Source organism: Halovulum sp. GXIMD14793 (assembly GCF_054457435.1).
This window is the reverse complement of the sequence record NZ_JBTLNE010000008.1, coordinates 39,287-52,583: the sequence shown is the minus strand read 5'-3', so window position 1 is coordinate 52,583 and position 13,297 is coordinate 39,287. Positions and strand designations below refer to the sequence as shown.

19 protein-coding genes are annotated in these 13,297 nt (G+C 58.3%); all 19 read left to right on the top strand.

Annotation, left to right across the window (positions count from 1 at the left end; translation table 11 throughout):
* Positions 1-9: 9 nt before the first annotated feature.
* A complete protein-coding gene (locus ACW9UQ_RS03285; protein WP_458929569.1) occupies positions 10-909 on the top strand; it encodes a DUF2184 domain-containing protein in 900 nt (299 codons plus the stop codon).
* A complete protein-coding gene (locus tag ACW9UQ_RS03280) occupies positions 909-1,085 on the top strand; it encodes a hypothetical protein (protein ID WP_458929568.1) in 177 nt (58 codons plus the stop codon). The genes ACW9UQ_RS03285 and ACW9UQ_RS03280 overlap by 1 nt, the downstream gene beginning before the upstream one ends.
* 50 nt (positions 1,086-1,135) lie before the next feature.
* A complete protein-coding gene (locus ACW9UQ_RS03275; RefSeq protein ID WP_458929567.1) occupies positions 1,136-1,540 on the top strand; it encodes a hypothetical protein in 405 nt (134 codons plus the stop codon).
* Complete coding sequence (locus ACW9UQ_RS03270) at positions 1,537-1,941, top strand: hypothetical protein (RefSeq protein WP_458929566.1); 405 nt, start codon at positions 1,537-1,539, stop codon at positions 1,939-1,941. Before ACW9UQ_RS03275 ends, ACW9UQ_RS03270 begins: the two co-directional genes overlap by 4 nt.
* Entirely contained in the window at positions 1,931-2,089 is a 159-nt protein-coding gene (locus tag ACW9UQ_RS03265; RefSeq protein ID WP_458929565.1) for a hypothetical protein, read from the top strand. Before ACW9UQ_RS03270 ends, ACW9UQ_RS03265 begins: the two co-directional genes overlap by 11 nt.
* Before the next feature lie 3 nt (positions 2,090-2,092).
* Entirely contained in the window at positions 2,093-3,085 is a 993-nt protein-coding gene (locus tag ACW9UQ_RS03260) for a phage minor head protein (RefSeq protein ID WP_458929564.1), read from the top strand.
* Positions 3,082-3,525 (top strand): hypothetical protein, encoded by a 444-nt coding sequence (locus tag ACW9UQ_RS03255; protein WP_458929563.1) that lies wholly within the window; start codon positions 3,082-3,084, stop codon positions 3,523-3,525. Before ACW9UQ_RS03260 ends, ACW9UQ_RS03255 begins: the two co-directional genes overlap by 4 nt.
* Positions 3,525-3,917 (top strand): phage tail terminator-like protein, encoded by a 393-nt coding sequence (locus tag ACW9UQ_RS03250; protein WP_458929562.1) that lies wholly within the window; start codon positions 3,525-3,527, stop codon positions 3,915-3,917. Before ACW9UQ_RS03255 ends, ACW9UQ_RS03250 begins: the two co-directional genes overlap by 1 nt.
* Positions 3,918-3,928: 11 nt before the next feature.
* Positions 3,929-4,066, top strand: a complete 138-nt coding sequence (locus tag ACW9UQ_RS03245) for a hypothetical protein (RefSeq protein ID WP_458929561.1) — start codon at positions 3,929-3,931, stop codon at positions 4,064-4,066.
* Positions 4,063-4,512, top strand: a complete 450-nt coding sequence (locus ACW9UQ_RS03240; protein ID WP_458929560.1) for a hypothetical protein — start codon at positions 4,063-4,065, stop codon at positions 4,510-4,512. Before ACW9UQ_RS03245 ends, ACW9UQ_RS03240 begins: the two co-directional genes overlap by 4 nt.
* Before the next feature lie 83 nt (positions 4,513-4,595).
* Positions 4,596-5,051: a hypothetical protein gene (locus tag ACW9UQ_RS03235; RefSeq protein ID WP_458929559.1), complete on the top strand. Its 456-nt coding sequence runs from the start codon at positions 4,596-4,598 to the stop codon at positions 5,049-5,051.
* Between the two features lie 155 nt (positions 5,052-5,206).
* Complete coding sequence (locus ACW9UQ_RS03230) at positions 5,207-5,410, top strand: hypothetical protein (RefSeq protein WP_458929558.1); 204 nt, start codon at positions 5,207-5,209, stop codon at positions 5,408-5,410.
* A complete protein-coding gene (locus tag ACW9UQ_RS03225; RefSeq protein WP_458929557.1) occupies positions 5,403-7,325 on the top strand; it encodes a hypothetical protein in 1,923 nt (640 codons plus the stop codon). The genes ACW9UQ_RS03230 and ACW9UQ_RS03225 overlap by 8 nt, the downstream gene beginning before the upstream one ends.
* On the top strand, positions 7,325-8,467 hold the full coding sequence (locus ACW9UQ_RS03220; RefSeq protein WP_458929556.1) for a hypothetical protein: 1,143 nt from the start codon (positions 7,325-7,327) through the stop codon (positions 8,465-8,467). Before ACW9UQ_RS03225 ends, ACW9UQ_RS03220 begins: the two co-directional genes overlap by 1 nt.
* Entirely contained in the window at positions 8,464-9,333 is an 870-nt protein-coding gene (locus ACW9UQ_RS03215) for a hypothetical protein (protein WP_458929555.1), read from the top strand. The genes ACW9UQ_RS03220 and ACW9UQ_RS03215 overlap by 4 nt, the downstream gene beginning before the upstream one ends.
* Entirely contained in the window at positions 9,333-9,572 is a 240-nt protein-coding gene (locus ACW9UQ_RS03210; protein WP_458929554.1) for a hypothetical protein, read from the top strand. Before ACW9UQ_RS03215 ends, ACW9UQ_RS03210 begins: the two co-directional genes overlap by 1 nt.
* On the top strand, positions 9,569-9,772 hold the full coding sequence (locus ACW9UQ_RS03205; protein ID WP_458929553.1) for a thioredoxin domain-containing protein: 204 nt from the start codon (positions 9,569-9,571) through the stop codon (positions 9,770-9,772). Before ACW9UQ_RS03210 ends, ACW9UQ_RS03205 begins: the two co-directional genes overlap by 4 nt.
* Entirely contained in the window at positions 9,759-12,716 is a 2,958-nt protein-coding gene (locus ACW9UQ_RS03200) for a VWA domain-containing protein (RefSeq protein WP_458929552.1), read from the top strand. Before ACW9UQ_RS03205 ends, ACW9UQ_RS03200 begins: the two co-directional genes overlap by 14 nt.
* Positions 12,716-13,267 (top strand): hypothetical protein, encoded by a 552-nt coding sequence (locus ACW9UQ_RS03195; protein WP_458929551.1) that lies wholly within the window; start codon positions 12,716-12,718, stop codon positions 13,265-13,267. Before ACW9UQ_RS03200 ends, ACW9UQ_RS03195 begins: the two co-directional genes overlap by 1 nt.
* The last annotated feature ends 30 nt before the right edge of the window (positions 13,268-13,297 follow it).

Genomic DNA, 13,297 nt, shown 5'->3' with positions numbered 1-13,297 from the left:
GCCTAAGACATGAATACTTCGGTTCTTACTGACGCACAGGCGGCGCTCAGCTTCGTCGTTTCCCAAGCGTCTCACATTGAGACAAAGGTGATCGAGAAGGATTACCCTGATCTTCTGTACCCGAAATTCATTCCCATCGATACTGATGCCAACCCGTTTGCCTCCAGCGTGACTTTCTTCTCGCAGGATCGTGCGGGCGAAGCGAAACTGATCAACGGGAATGGCGACGATATTCCGATGGTGGATATCTTGCGGAACAAGCATGAGGAGACGATCCGCCAAGGCGGTATCATGTACTCATTCTCTGTTGAGGAAATCGGTCAGGCGCAAATGCAGGGTAGAAGCCTTTCAAGTGAGAAGGCTATTGCTGCTCGTGATGCTTATGAGCAGATGCTCGACAATTTCGCGTTTGTCGGTGCTAACGGTGTTGAGGGTCTGACAAACCACTCTGGCATCACGTCGACGGCGGCAGCAGGGGCGTTCTCGGGCCTGTCTGCAGATGATGTTTTGGCCGCAATCAATGGGCAGCTCACTGATATTTGGGCTTCTTCAAGCGGTATTGAGCGGGCAAACACAATTCTGCTGCCAATCGCCGTTTTGGGGGATATCGCGACACGCCGGATCAACGCGACGAATGACACCACGATCTATGAGTTTGTACAGCGGAAGAATGTTTACACTCTGTCCACTGGTCAGCCTCTCATGATTGAAGGCTGCCATCACCTGACCGACCGCGCTGTCTTCTACAAGCGTGATCCTAGCGTGCTGAAAATGCACATCCCGATGGCGCTGCGCTTCCTGCCGCCTCAGCCTCGTGGTCTGCAGATTGACACATTCGGCATGTTCCGGTTCTCGGGTGTGAATATCCGGCGTCCGGGCGCAATGCGTTATCTGACCGGTGTGGCGTAATGGCGAAGTTCGTCAGCAACAGCGCGGGTGATCTGGTTCTGCCTAACGGCGAAACAATCAAGCCGGGTGCTGAGGTTGATCTCAAGGACGACGCCACCAAGAACCTGGGCGTTCAGGCTTGGATCAAAGACGGCTTGCTGGTCGCGCTCAAGAGCGAAGCCAAGAAGGTCAAATAACCAATCGGCCGGGGCTGTAATGGCCCCGCGCCACAACCGAGGATTTCACGATGTACGGCACAATCGCAGCATGGCGGACCTATGCGGCTGAGCGCGGCAATGACGCTCCGACCGCGGCCACAGACGAGTTGGCGACCGAGGCTCTTGTCCGTGCATCGGACTATATTCGCACACGCTATGTGTTGCGCCTGGCTGGTGCCTATGACGGCACTGAGCCAGAGGTGGAGGAGGCCACTTACATCGCGGCAGGCCAGGAGCTTTCCACTCCGGGGTTTTGGGCGGCGACATACACCCCGGCCCAGCAAAAAGTGCTGGTCGAGGTGAAAGGCATCAAGTGGCAGCGCATCGAGGCAAAAGGGAACGCCAGTGACGCAGCCCTGCCGGTCGACCCGGCCATTGAGGCGCTGCTGACCCCGCTGACCGCTTGGGGCGTGCCAGCGGTGATGACCGTATGAGCAACGGCACAGACATAGCGGCTGAGGTTGCAGCAGGCTTGGCAGAGGCAGGAGCCGACACCGGTAACGGCCCGCTGATCAGCACGTTGGAGCAACGGACAGGCGGGCCAGATACGCCATATGGTGCAGGTGTGGCGACTATCACATTCGCTGAATTGACCGGCGTGGACTTCGACGTCATGGTGCGAGACGCCAACGGCGAGCTTGTCAACGAGACAACCCGCATGTTGACAGTTGATGCCACCGGACCTGTTCCGCAGAAAGGGCAGAGGGTGGCCGTAGGGGTGCCGATGTCGAACGCCGACAGCAACAATGACGCGATGTGGTCGCGGATCATGGCGGTAAAGCCACTGGCTCCTGGCGGCGTGCCATTGCTCTACGAGCTGGCGCTTGAGCGTTAGTCAGGCGTTCATAGTCCTGCATCAAATGCAGATGGGCAACTTTGCCAATGCGCTGTATCTGGCGCAACTGCCGCCGGCGGTTTTCCGGTACTCGGACGAGGCAATGGCCTTGGCCTTCACGCTTGGATACCTGAACAACAAGGACTGATGTATGGCATTTCGGGCCGAGCAACGGCGTCTCGTTGAGGCGGCGCTCAAAAGATATTCGCCTGACGTTGCCCGCGCCTTTCGTGAGGCGATGCAGATCGCGGGCGCAGATGTTGACTATAAAGCGCTGGTCGCTGCTCTTGACGCTGGACAGGTTGAGCGAGCGGTTGAACTTCTGCGCATCCGGCAATCGACCATGTTCTCTATGACGGAGTCCATTCGGACTGCATATGTGGCTGGGGGCATTATGGCGGAGCTGCCAGCGGCGGCGCAGGGCGTGTTCCGGTTTGACGGACGTCACCCCCGGGCCGACGCTTGGGCGTCCGAGCATTCAGCCCAGCTTGTGCAGGGGCTAACAGAAGACGGAGTGCAGGCTGCGCGAGCGGTCATTTCTGATGGTATCGGTACGGTTCCGCCAAACCGGTTGGCGCTTGACCTTGTGGGTCGGCGCGTTGGGTCAAGGCGGGTCGGAGGCTTCATAGGCCTGAGTGCGGCGCAAACGGATAGCATCCTCGCCGCGCGGGCAAAATTGATGTCAGGCGACCCGTCCTTGATGCGTGAGTACTTGAGCCTCAAGCAGCGCGACCGGCGGCATGACCGGACAGTGTTGCAAGCGATCAAAGAAGGGCAGCCGGTCACTGGCCGCACGCTGGACCGGGTGATGGAAGCGCACAAGAGCAAGGCGCTGGCTTATCGTGGGCGCGTTATCTCGCGGACTGAAACCCACACAGCCTTGGCCGCGGGGCGCGAGGAGAGCTTTCGGCAGATGGCCGAGCGAGATGATATCGAGGCTGTGACCGCGAGGTGGCAGCACAACCTGTCGGAGGACCCGCGTTTGGATCACGTTGCCATGAACGGAACAGTGATCCAGCAGGGCCAGACATTCGACTTTCCTGATGGGGTCAGCATGGCACATCCACATGATCCGGCAGGAGGCGCAAAGCACTCGATCAACTGCCGGTGCATCGCCGTCTATCGGGTTGTGCCTAAGCGATGACTACCAAGTTTGAGGCGGACATTGCTCGCTTCGTCAAGCTGACGAAAGAGAAGATCAACTATGTGGCCGTGCAGTCGATCCAGGACGTTGTGGAGGCCGCACAGACGCCGCAGCCTGGCGTTAAACGCACCGGCGGATCGTTTGTAGAGGGCAAAATCCCGGTGGACACTGCGGCCCTGATTAACTCGCTCTCTGCGGGGATTGGTGGGGCGCTTGGGGCAAAGGGCGCGGACAGCTATGTCACTGCCCTCGCTGGCTTTGAAATTGGTGACACGATCACGTTTGCCTGGACCCAGCCCTATGCGCTCAGGATTGAGAAGGGCTTTACCGGCACAGACAAGCTGGGCCGCTCTTACAATGTCAGGGGCCGCCACTTCGTGATGAAAAATGCCGCAAGGTTCAGCACGTTCGTAGAGGCGCGAGCGAGGGAGGTTAGCTGATGTTGGAAAGCGAAATTGCTGACGTTCTTCAACGACGCCTCGGTGAGGCAGCGCTGCCATATTCGATTGTTTGGGAAAACCTGGATGGCCTTCCCGATAGACCATACCTGACCTTTGAGATTGTCAGGGTGAGCCGCAGAGATCAAACGCTCGACAACACGGGCGTCGTGTCCACCGGCTATGTGCAGGTTACGGCAGTATCAGCAACCGATGCGTTCGCAACGGACGGCATCGCAATCGGAGAGGAAGTGGCGACCCTGTTCCCGCGCGGTCTTCGGCTGCCGGTTTCAGGCGGTGAGGTGGTGATCACAGACCCGCCAAACGTCGAGCAGGGGTTCCGTGACGGCCCTGATTGGCGCACGCCGGTCAGGATCAACTACCGGGCAGACTAATCGGAGGCAGCATGGCCAAAGGCAAGACTCAAACCGTGCGGATGGTGAACGGCAAAGGCGCTGTCGCCAATCCGCTCAAAAAGGACGTCCCAAAATGGGAGGCGGCGGGGTGGACCCGCGAGGCTCAGGATAAGGAGAAATCAGAATGAGCGGATCATTTATCACCTCGACTATCGCTGTTGCGAACGCGGCCCCGGCCACGTTTGATCAGGCGGGCTATGAAGCACTTACGTGGGAAAACGCTGGGGGTGTTCAGACGCTTCCGGTGCCAGGTTGGGAAACCAACATGATCGATGTGCCCGACCTGACGAGCGGCATCACCAAAGCTGTTAAAGGCGCATCTGCTGGCCGGGTTAGCACCGTGGCGTTCCGCGAGATCATTACCGATACCGGGCAAACCAATATCAAGAGCTATGCTGCGCCTGGGTTCGTGGATGAGGTCAGCGTCCGTATCACATATCCGGGCGGTGCCGTCGAATACATGTCCGGTCTGATGCACAACTATCTGTTCAACGAAGGCACGGACTCGTCCTTCCGGGGCTTCACTGCCTCTTTCCGGCAGAACTATGACTCGGTGGTCGTTCCGGCCCCGTAAGAACCCTCGCTGAGCGAGGCAGGGGCGCGGCGGAGTGGTTCGTCGCTGCGCCCCGAACTAAATCCGAACCAAAGGACCTAACCATGGATTTTACACAGTTTGACCAGCGGGCCGCCGCAGATCGCGCGTGCCCGTTCGACCTTTTGCACCCTGAAACACGCGAGCCGATCGTTGACGGTGACGGCAAGACGGCCCGCGTGCTGATCTTGGGCGCTGCGTCTCGACGGGTGCAGGCGGCCATACGCGAGCAAGCACTGTCCGCGCTTGAGGCGACCGACAAGCCTGAGGCGCAGACTATGGAGGACGCGCACAACACGCTTGTCAGCGCAGCCGTGCCTTACATCGCTGGCTTTGAGAACGTTGATCGTGACGGCGTGCCTTTGACTGCCGAAAGAGATGATGTGCTGTGGTTCTTGGGGCTGAGCTTCCCTCGTGCAGGGCAGGACGAAGACGGCAAGATCACACTGGAAAACTACCCATTCGCCAATCAAGTTGTTGATTTTGCGGCGGAATACGGGAAGTCACTGGGAAACGGCTAAGGCTGCTCAAGCTCTACGCTGAGCAGCTTGGTTACCTGCACGCCCACCCCAAAGATCAAGAGGAAAGCCGTTTGGCGAGCCTGCGCAATCAAGGTGCAGTGCCTCAAATACCAGACGTATCACCTCTTGGATACCTCAGGGAAGCCTTTCAGAAAATGCGGTTTGCAACGCCTGCCCCGATGGGCGGGTTCCTGGCGCGCGAATGGTCAGAGATCGAGGCGTTTGCATCGGCTTCCGGCGTAATCAGCGAGCCGTGGGAAAAGCAGGCCCTGTTCGACATGTCCTGGGGCTACGTCGAAGAATACAACGCCGCAACTGACCCCCTGCGGATACCCCCAATGGAGCGCAACAATGGTTGAGATTGCCAAGCTGGTATTGACCGGCGACTCATCTGGGCTGCGGAAAGCCAACGCCGAGCTGGACAAGGTCCCGCCAAAGGCTGGCAAGGCCCAGGGCGCAGTTTCTAAGATGGCCCGCGAGGAGGCTAAAGCAGCGCGTGAGGCCATAAAGATGGCCAATGCTCAGCGTAAGGCCGCCCAATCGGCAAATGAGTTGGCGCGGGCGCAATCGGTAGCTGCCGGTCGAGCTGGCCGGTTGCGTGGCCAAGTCCAGAACGCCTCGTTCCAGATCGGGGATTTCGCAACGCAGGTTGGAGCCGGTACGGCCGCATCGGTAGCGCTTGGGCAGCAGTTGCCTCAGTTGCTGGGCGGCTTCGGCGCGCTCGGCGCGGCGCTGGGTGCATTGGTGGCTATCGGGGTGCCGTTGGCCTCGTCATTCCTCGACTTTGGCGATGCCGCCGAAAAGGCCGTGAAACAGATCGAGGACCTGGAGGACGCCGTTGGCCGAGCCAGTAAGGCGGCTGAAACGGCAGGCATTGAGGTTGCTAAAGCCTCCACTCGACTTTCCGAGGTGGCGACACCGGTTGAGTTGGCGCGTGCGGTTAAGGAGCTTGAGGAGTTCCAAGCCAACCTTGGCGAGGTCGCTATGCTTTCGCCGCTTTCTCTCGTGTACTTCTCAGATGCAACGGAGATGCTTGCGGATAAGTTCGATATCTCGGCGGAGTCTGCTGACCTTCTCTATACGTCTATTGCGCGGATCGAATTCGCGGAAGGGCCGCAGAAAGTTGCGGATGCGATTGATCAGCTGATCAGGGGATTGATTGAGTCAGAGGGAGGGGTGAATAACCTCAACAAAGAAACCCTTGAATTCATAAGCAGCTTGGTCACCGTCCAGGGTGAGGCAAAGGTGATTCAGAGTATCCTTGAGCAGTATGAGTCAACCCTGAACGGGGCCGCAGGTGGCATGGCTGCGCTGGGTGTTGAGGCTCAAAAGGCCGCGAAACATGCGGCGGCACTCGCAGCGACTATTAGCACATTGGGCGCACGCGGGTCTGGGAGAAGCGCTGGCCCCGGCGGGCCGTTGGCTAACTCAACAGATGCACAATTTCTCCGTCAGCTTGGCTTTGTGCCAAGCGATGAAGCGCCTAAAGCCCAAAAGCAGCCGAGACCTAGCAAGGCAAGGTCTGGCGCTCGTAGAGGTGGTGGCGGCGGAGGCGGCGGTCGATCCTCGGCCGCAAGCGAAGCGCAGCGAGAAGCCGAAGCCATCCAGAAGGTGATTGAAAAGCTGCAGGTCGAAATCGGCCTAATCGGAAAGAGCGACCAAGCCCGCATGCTTTCGCAGGAGCTGCGTCGGGCTGGCGTTGACCTCTATTCCGAGGAAGGTCAGCAGATATCTGATCTGGTCGAGAAACTGACAAACCTCACGTACCAGCATGAACTGATCAAAGAAGCGCTCCAAGGCGTTGAGAACGCAGCACAGGAGGCGTTTGTCGGCTTCCTGTCCGGCGCGCAATCGGCACAGGACGCCATTCGCAACCTATTGCAGCAACTCGGCAACCTAGCTCTCAACCAGGCATTCCAGATGATGTGGGGCGGCAAGGGCGGTGGCGGCGGCGGGATCGGCGGCATGCTTGCTGGTCTCTTTGGCGGTGCCCGAGCAATGGGCGGGCCTGTCATGGCAGGGGTTCCCTACCTAGTGAACGAGAACACGCCAAACAGCGAGATTTTTGTACCGTCACAGTCAGGCGCAGTCCTGAACGTTCCACAGGCACAAGCCGCAGTGCGTGACATGGGGCAAGTCAGCCAGCAAAACGTGACAGTGCAGGCACCGCAGCCTCAGGTTGTCGTGGTCGATAGTGTTGACCGGGTATTTGACGAGCTGAACGGCCAGCGCGGTCGCGTCACTTACGCCAAGCTCAAAAAGGAAAACGGCTGATGCCAGTTTGGCCCTATTGGCCTGCCTCGCTGACCGAGGTGCTGAGTTTCTCGACTGATGTGCGAATGACATCAGCGGGGGAGGTGCGGGACAGCTTGAAGGACGCAACGCAGGAATTTGACTTGGGTCATGTGCTGCCCCACCGGCAAGCTGAGACAGCAGTTGAGTTGTTCCGCTCCCAGCCGCTTGGGCAGTGGACGGTTCCGGTCTGGCCTGACCGATCAACGTTTTTGGGCGTGATTGCTGCTGGCACGACGATACTTACGGCTGACACGAATGCAGACTACCGCGTCGGCAGCATGGTCTTCATCGGCACGGATCATGCAACATGGGAGATCGCCACGGTTGCTGCAATCGGACCCGGGACGGTCGAGATCACATCTGGAACGACGCAGGAATACACAGGGACTCCGCAAAAGCCGGTTGTAATTGCGCCAGCGGTCAATTGCTTGTTTCCAAACGGCCTTGCTGACCAAAGGAACGTGTCAGTGACATGGTTGTCGCTCACTGCGTTGAGTGTTGAGCCAAACGATGTTGGATTAAACGGCTACCCGCTGCACCAAGGGCTTCCGGTCCTGACTGACAAAAGCCCATTGATCACTGATCTGCCCGGGGGCGCATACCAGGCAAATCAGTTCATGGATAGCGGTATGGGTGCGTTCTCTCTGGAGAGCCAGGAGGAATACTCGCGCCGGATGGCATCGATCAGCTTTCTAAAGCGTGATCCAGCGGAACGCTGGGCGTGGAAGCAATGGCTGCACTTCCTGAGGGGCAGGGACGGCGCGTTCTGGCTGCCTACGTGGAAGAACGAACTGCCGCTGACCGTGGCTGCACCGGCTGCCGCAACGTTCCTGACGGCGCAAAGGCTAGTCGAAGACGCCAGCCAGCTCGAGGGCCGCAGCATATTGATTGAGGCGCAGACCGGTGAGTTGATCCCGCGGCAAATCACCTCCGCCGCAGATGTGGCCGATACGCACGTTTTGACCATCGCGGCCCCGGGTGTCGCGCTGTCCACCGAGTCCCGCATCCATCTGATGGCGCGCAGCCGCTTGGATGCGGATGAGCTTGTGATTGCATATCAGCCCTCGGGTCTGGGTTTGGCGGCTTCCTTCGAAAGCCCGATAGTTGAGGCTTTGGCATGACGTTTGCTGCGACAATCTCAAAGGTGTTTGGGAAGCGACCGATCTGGCTCTATCGTTTTGACATTGGGCCGGTTGCCTATGAGGTCACGTCCAACGGGGCGGGTCATACAACAGCCGCTGGCGCACCGGATGCGACATACGCATCAACTGAGTTCTGGACGCCGCAACCTGGCATCACGCACAGCCGGATCACGCAAACCACGCAATCAAACCGGGCCGAGATCACAATTGGCCTCCCCACCTCAAGCCCTATCGCGCAGGCAGTCATGCAGTTCAATGACGTCAGCGAAATCGGGGTCACCATCTGGCAGACATTCACGGATGATGCAGACCAGGATTATGTGGTTCGGTTTCGCGGCAGGGTCATCGCCCCGCGCTTTGGCTATGTCGCGACAACGCTGGCATGTGAGGCTGGGTTTACGAGAGGACGGCGCACTCTGCTGGCCCCGATCATGCAGCGCCCGTGCCGCCATGTGCATTACTTCCCGCGTGAAACGGACACGCCCCAGGTTGGGTGTAACCTGCGCTTGGAGGATCACCAGATCGCAGCTGACGTAACTGCGGCGAGTGGAGCATCCCTCACCGTCCCAGTGGCAGCACTGCAACCGGATGGGCGCTATCTTGCGGGCATCTTGGAATATGATGGTGTCGAGTACGACATTATCGGCCACATTGGGTCAACGCTTCTGATTGAGCGCAGGATCCCGGCCCTCGAAGACGCTTTGGTCGGTGGCGATGTGCCGGTGCTGATTGCTCCCGGTTGCAACCTGTCTCCGACCGATTGCGAGTTCTTCAACAACATAGAGAACTTTGGCGGGTTCCCGGAGATGCTGGATACGCCCTTCGACGGCCGGAGTATCGTCTAATGTGGGGTATTCTTGTCCGTGTCGTCATCGGTGTCGCGCTGAATTTTGTTGCGTCGCTGTTCTACAAGCCGCCACCGGGTCCGCCTTCCGCGAAGCTCAAGGACTTCGACCTCCCCCGAGCCTCCGAGGGAGAGGGTGTTCTCGACTTCTTGGGCACGCACTGGATCCCGGACTCACAGGTTGCCAACTACGGCGACTTCGATAGCCGCGCCATCAAGAAGAAGGCTGGAAAGAAATGACGAGGATTACGGTCAAGGACTTCCGCGCCTGCGGCGTCTGCCCGGATGCCGCGAACTGGTTTCGTGCGGTCGGGCTGGATTGGCGAGACTTTGTGCGCAACGGCATCGAGGCGGAAGAATTGAGGGCGACCGGTGACCATCTTGATCTGATCAACCGCCTGGAAGCGGCAGCCAGAGAGCGTGAAAATGGCGGGCGGTAAAAAGCAAAAGGTCGGGAACCGATACTACCTAGGCATCCACTTCGTGCTGGCCCAGGCGCTTGATGCGATCATAGAAATCCGCATGGCCCAAAAGAGCCTTTGGAAGGGCTATTGGGGCACCGGACGTCTATCTATCCACAAGCCAAAGCACATGGGCGGCGACGAGCGGGAGGGTGGCTTCTCCGGGTCTATGGACTTGATGAAGGGCGAGGCCGACCAGCCCGCCAACGACTATCTGCTAAGCCTCTACAAAGGTTTGGGTATTGCATTCCGAGGGGTCGTGTCCGTTGTCTTTCGACGTCCGTATATCGGGGCGAACACTGCACGCTTGTCACCGACGGCGTTCAAGGCGGTCCGGGTTAGTGAGCTTCTGGATTGGGAGCCGGAGACAGCCATTGTCAGCGTAGAGCAAGAGGTCGAAGGCGCAGCCATCTACATCGCTATGGACGCATCGGCGTCCATGGCTGGGTTCCGGTTTGAAAACCAAAAGATTGCAATGGCCAGCTTTGTGCGGTCACTGCGTGGCACGCGAAACGACATAAAGATTGTGACATGGGCGTGGAATGTGATCGACGTGATCGAGCGCTTTGGGTGCCGGGACGACGACTACGAAGAGATCGCACTTTGGATCGAGGCCCTCAATACGACAGCCAACCTGACAAACTTTGATGCCGGTGTAAGCTTGGCGGCCGACTTCTTTGTGGACGCAGATAATTCACTAACTGAGCCGGGTGATTTCAAAAACCTGATCTCAAACCTTTTTGGCGGCACTCGTGATGCAAAAGCCAGCAAGCGAAGGGTGATCATCTTTACAACTGATGGAGCGCCTGATGCTTCGTCAGAGTTCACCGCAGCAGAAACGGTCGCAGCAATCGGCGGGGTTGAGGTCTTTGCCTTCAACATCGACTTGGCAGATACATCTGCAACGGCGGTATTGGATAACACACCAATTGATGGTGTGCCCGTTATCAATGGCGGTGATGCTGGGGCAATCAGTCGCGCGTTGGCCGGGGCTTTCCCGGTATGGATGGATATCAACGGCATTCACGCGATCCGGTATATTCTTACCCAAAAAGGGCAGTATTCCGCAGACGATATCGGGGGCAGTTTTGCCATTGCTGCACAGAAGGTCTTTGACGAGGGGTTTGGCATAAGCGAGTTCAGCCGGACGACTGGATCGCAGGAGGATCGCAGATACGAGATCGAGCGCCACCTTGATGCCACAACCTACCTCAGCACTGAGACTGGCAAGTGGGAGGTAGAGCTGATCCGGGATGGTTTCGATGTTGGGGCTTTACCGGTCTACGACTCGTCAATCGTTACCGAGTGGTCGGGCCTTGAACGCCCATTGCCTTCGGAAATGCCCAACCAGATGACAACCCGGTACACCAACCGAAAAACTGGTGAGGCTGCCAGTGTAACCAGGGCCAGCGTGGCCGGGGTGCGCAGGGCAGGAACTGTGATCCCGTCAGAGCCTCGGGACTACTTTTTCGTCAGTGATCCGGCGCTCGCGGTTCGGCTTTGTCTGCGTGATCTAGCGGTCGTCTCGACCCCGCTTTTGTCTGGTAATTTGCCGTTGAGCTATCTACCTGCGGACGCACATCCTGGCCAGGTCATTGTTCTTCATGAGCCGCGTGTAGGCCTGGATAATGTGGTTGTTCGCATCACGGAGACAGATGGCGGGAATGGCCGGGAAAACGCCGGGTCAATCAATGTGGTTCAGCACAGTTTCACATTGGGGCAAGAGGTCATTGACACCGGGGGCGACGACCCGAACGGGCAGGACTATGCAGAGCCAGCAACCCCCAGGTTTGTTGAGGAAGCCCCATATTATACCCTTGTCACCTCAGAGGGGCAGGCAGTTGTTGATCAATCCCTGGACAACGAGCCGGATGGCGGCCGGTTGCTGGTGGTGGCAGGTTCTCCGGGCAGCAATCACATCGACGCAACGAAGGCAGTTGACGCAGGGAGTGGCTTTGAAGACTTCGGCGTATTGGAGTTCTCGCCACACGTTCGGATCGTAAACGGGCTGAGCGGTGATGCAGACGACACGACCCTGCTGGTTGAAGATTCCAGCACCCTAACAGGGCTCGAAGTGGGTGATCTGGCCAGCATCGGGTCGGAGATTGTGCGCATTGATGCCGCTACCGAGCAGCCAGATTTGTTCACAATCGGTGACTTCTTCTCGGTCGAAAATGTGTTCGGCCAGATGTCGGCTCTGACAATTGGCCGTGGGTGTTTGGATACGGTCCCTGCGGTGCATGGGGCTGGACAAGATTTGTTGATCATGGAGGGCGAGGAGCCGGAGTCAACGACATACCTGGCCGGGGAAAGCGTAGATGTAAAACTGCTGACGCAAACAGATTTGGATGTGCTGCCCATTTCAGCAGCCCCCACCGATGAGGTTGAGTTCGGCTCACGCGCCGTCCGGCCATATCCGCCGGGCAGATTTCAGCTGGATGGGCAATACTCGCTGACTGATATTGTCAGCGGTAGCCTCATCGGAACGTGGGCGCATCGCAATCGCCTCACGCAAACAACCGCAACGGTAGAGGACTATACAGTCGGCGATATTGGCCCCGAGTTGGGTGTCACTTATATTCCGATGCTGCGCTCTGTCGATGCTTCGGGTGACATGTTCTCCGCCGCAGACTTTTTCTCAGCTTCTGACCTGTTTGCTGGTGAAGGCTCGGATAACCTGCATGAGTTTGCTGCCCTGTCTGCAACGAGCTTCCCCTTCCCCGCGGACGGCATTCGGTTCTTCGATGCGCCGGATTTCTTTAGCCAGGCTGACGTATTTGCGGGCGGGGTGACGGAGCAGACGGTCGCCTTGGAGTTTGGCGTCAAATCAATCCGGGACGGATATGAAAACTGGCAGACAAAGTGGGTCCGAGCGATCCCATTGCTGCCCCCAATCAACCTGTCAATTAGCGAGGTAACGTGATGGCACAGGCAACAGTTTGGAATGTTCAGCGCAGCTCTGACGGGGCAACAACCCCTGACGCATTTGCGGAGCGCATCGAGGATATGCTGGAAACAGCAGCGATTTCGTCGCACTCGGGAACGGCACGGCCCTCTTATGCGGTCGCCGGTACGCTTTGGTGGAAATCTGACACCTTGGAGCTGATGCTTTATGATGGCGCGGTGGACATTGCCATTCGACCGGGCGGGCCGAGCGCACAAACTCGTGGTGAGGTGACCATTTCTGCTGGTGAGATCACATCTCCGAGGCTTGGCTTGTATCAGGTTGACACCGAGGGCGATGCGGCTACCGACGATCTCGAAACGATCACGATGGCCGGGGCTGTCGATGGTGACATGCTTGTCCTGCGAGCAGAGAACGACGCCAGAACGGTCGTTGTTCGGAATGGCGTGGGCAATATCGCCTGCGGCGCGGATCGCACCCTAGACAACACCCTCGACCGACTGGTTTTGCAGTGGCACGCAGCGGCAAGCACCTGGGTCCAGATCGCTTTCAATGACAACGGTGCCTAATGGCAAACCTGTTGAGATGGCGCAATCGGG

What these genes read in the sequence shown, in the direction of transcription:
- ACW9UQ_RS03285 (WP_458929569.1), top strand. Translation starts at nt 10, where the DNA reads ATGAATACTTCGGTTCTTACTGACGCACAGGCGGCGCTCAGCTTCGTC.
- ACW9UQ_RS03280 (WP_458929568.1), top strand. Translation starts at nt 909, where the DNA reads ATGGCGAAGTTCGTCAGCAACAGCGCGGGTGATCTGGTTCTGCCTAAC.
- ACW9UQ_RS03275 (WP_458929567.1), top strand. Translation starts at nt 1,136, where the DNA reads ATGTACGGCACAATCGCAGCATGGCGGACCTATGCGGCTGAGCGCGGC.
- ACW9UQ_RS03270 (WP_458929566.1), top strand. Translation starts at nt 1,537, where the DNA reads ATGAGCAACGGCACAGACATAGCGGCTGAGGTTGCAGCAGGCTTGGCA.
- ACW9UQ_RS03260 (WP_458929564.1), top strand. Translation starts at nt 2,093, where the DNA reads ATGGCATTTCGGGCCGAGCAACGGCGTCTCGTTGAGGCGGCGCTCAAA.
- ACW9UQ_RS03255 (WP_458929563.1), top strand. Translation starts at nt 3,082, where the DNA reads ATGACTACCAAGTTTGAGGCGGACATTGCTCGCTTCGTCAAGCTGACG.
- ACW9UQ_RS03250 (WP_458929562.1), top strand. Translation starts at nt 3,525, where the DNA reads ATGTTGGAAAGCGAAATTGCTGACGTTCTTCAACGACGCCTCGGTGAG.
- ACW9UQ_RS03245 (WP_458929561.1), top strand. Translation starts at nt 3,929, where the DNA reads ATGGCCAAAGGCAAGACTCAAACCGTGCGGATGGTGAACGGCAAAGGC.
- ACW9UQ_RS03240 (WP_458929560.1), top strand. Translation starts at nt 4,063, where the DNA reads ATGAGCGGATCATTTATCACCTCGACTATCGCTGTTGCGAACGCGGCC.
- ACW9UQ_RS03235 (WP_458929559.1), top strand. Translation starts at nt 4,596, where the DNA reads ATGGATTTTACACAGTTTGACCAGCGGGCCGCCGCAGATCGCGCGTGC.
- ACW9UQ_RS03230 (WP_458929558.1), top strand. Translation starts at nt 5,207, where the DNA reads ATGCGGTTTGCAACGCCTGCCCCGATGGGCGGGTTCCTGGCGCGCGAA.
- ACW9UQ_RS03225 (WP_458929557.1), top strand. Translation starts at nt 5,403, where the DNA reads ATGGTTGAGATTGCCAAGCTGGTATTGACCGGCGACTCATCTGGGCTG.
- ACW9UQ_RS03220 (WP_458929556.1), top strand. Translation starts at nt 7,325, where the DNA reads ATGCCAGTTTGGCCCTATTGGCCTGCCTCGCTGACCGAGGTGCTGAGT.
- ACW9UQ_RS03215 (WP_458929555.1), top strand. Translation starts at nt 8,464, where the DNA reads ATGACGTTTGCTGCGACAATCTCAAAGGTGTTTGGGAAGCGACCGATC.
- ACW9UQ_RS03210 (WP_458929554.1), top strand. Translation starts at nt 9,333, where the DNA reads ATGTGGGGTATTCTTGTCCGTGTCGTCATCGGTGTCGCGCTGAATTTT.
- ACW9UQ_RS03205 (WP_458929553.1), top strand. Translation starts at nt 9,569, where the DNA reads ATGACGAGGATTACGGTCAAGGACTTCCGCGCCTGCGGCGTCTGCCCG.
- ACW9UQ_RS03200 (WP_458929552.1), top strand. Translation starts at nt 9,759, where the DNA reads ATGGCGGGCGGTAAAAAGCAAAAGGTCGGGAACCGATACTACCTAGGC.
- ACW9UQ_RS03195 (WP_458929551.1), top strand. Translation starts at nt 12,716, where the DNA reads ATGGCACAGGCAACAGTTTGGAATGTTCAGCGCAGCTCTGACGGGGCA.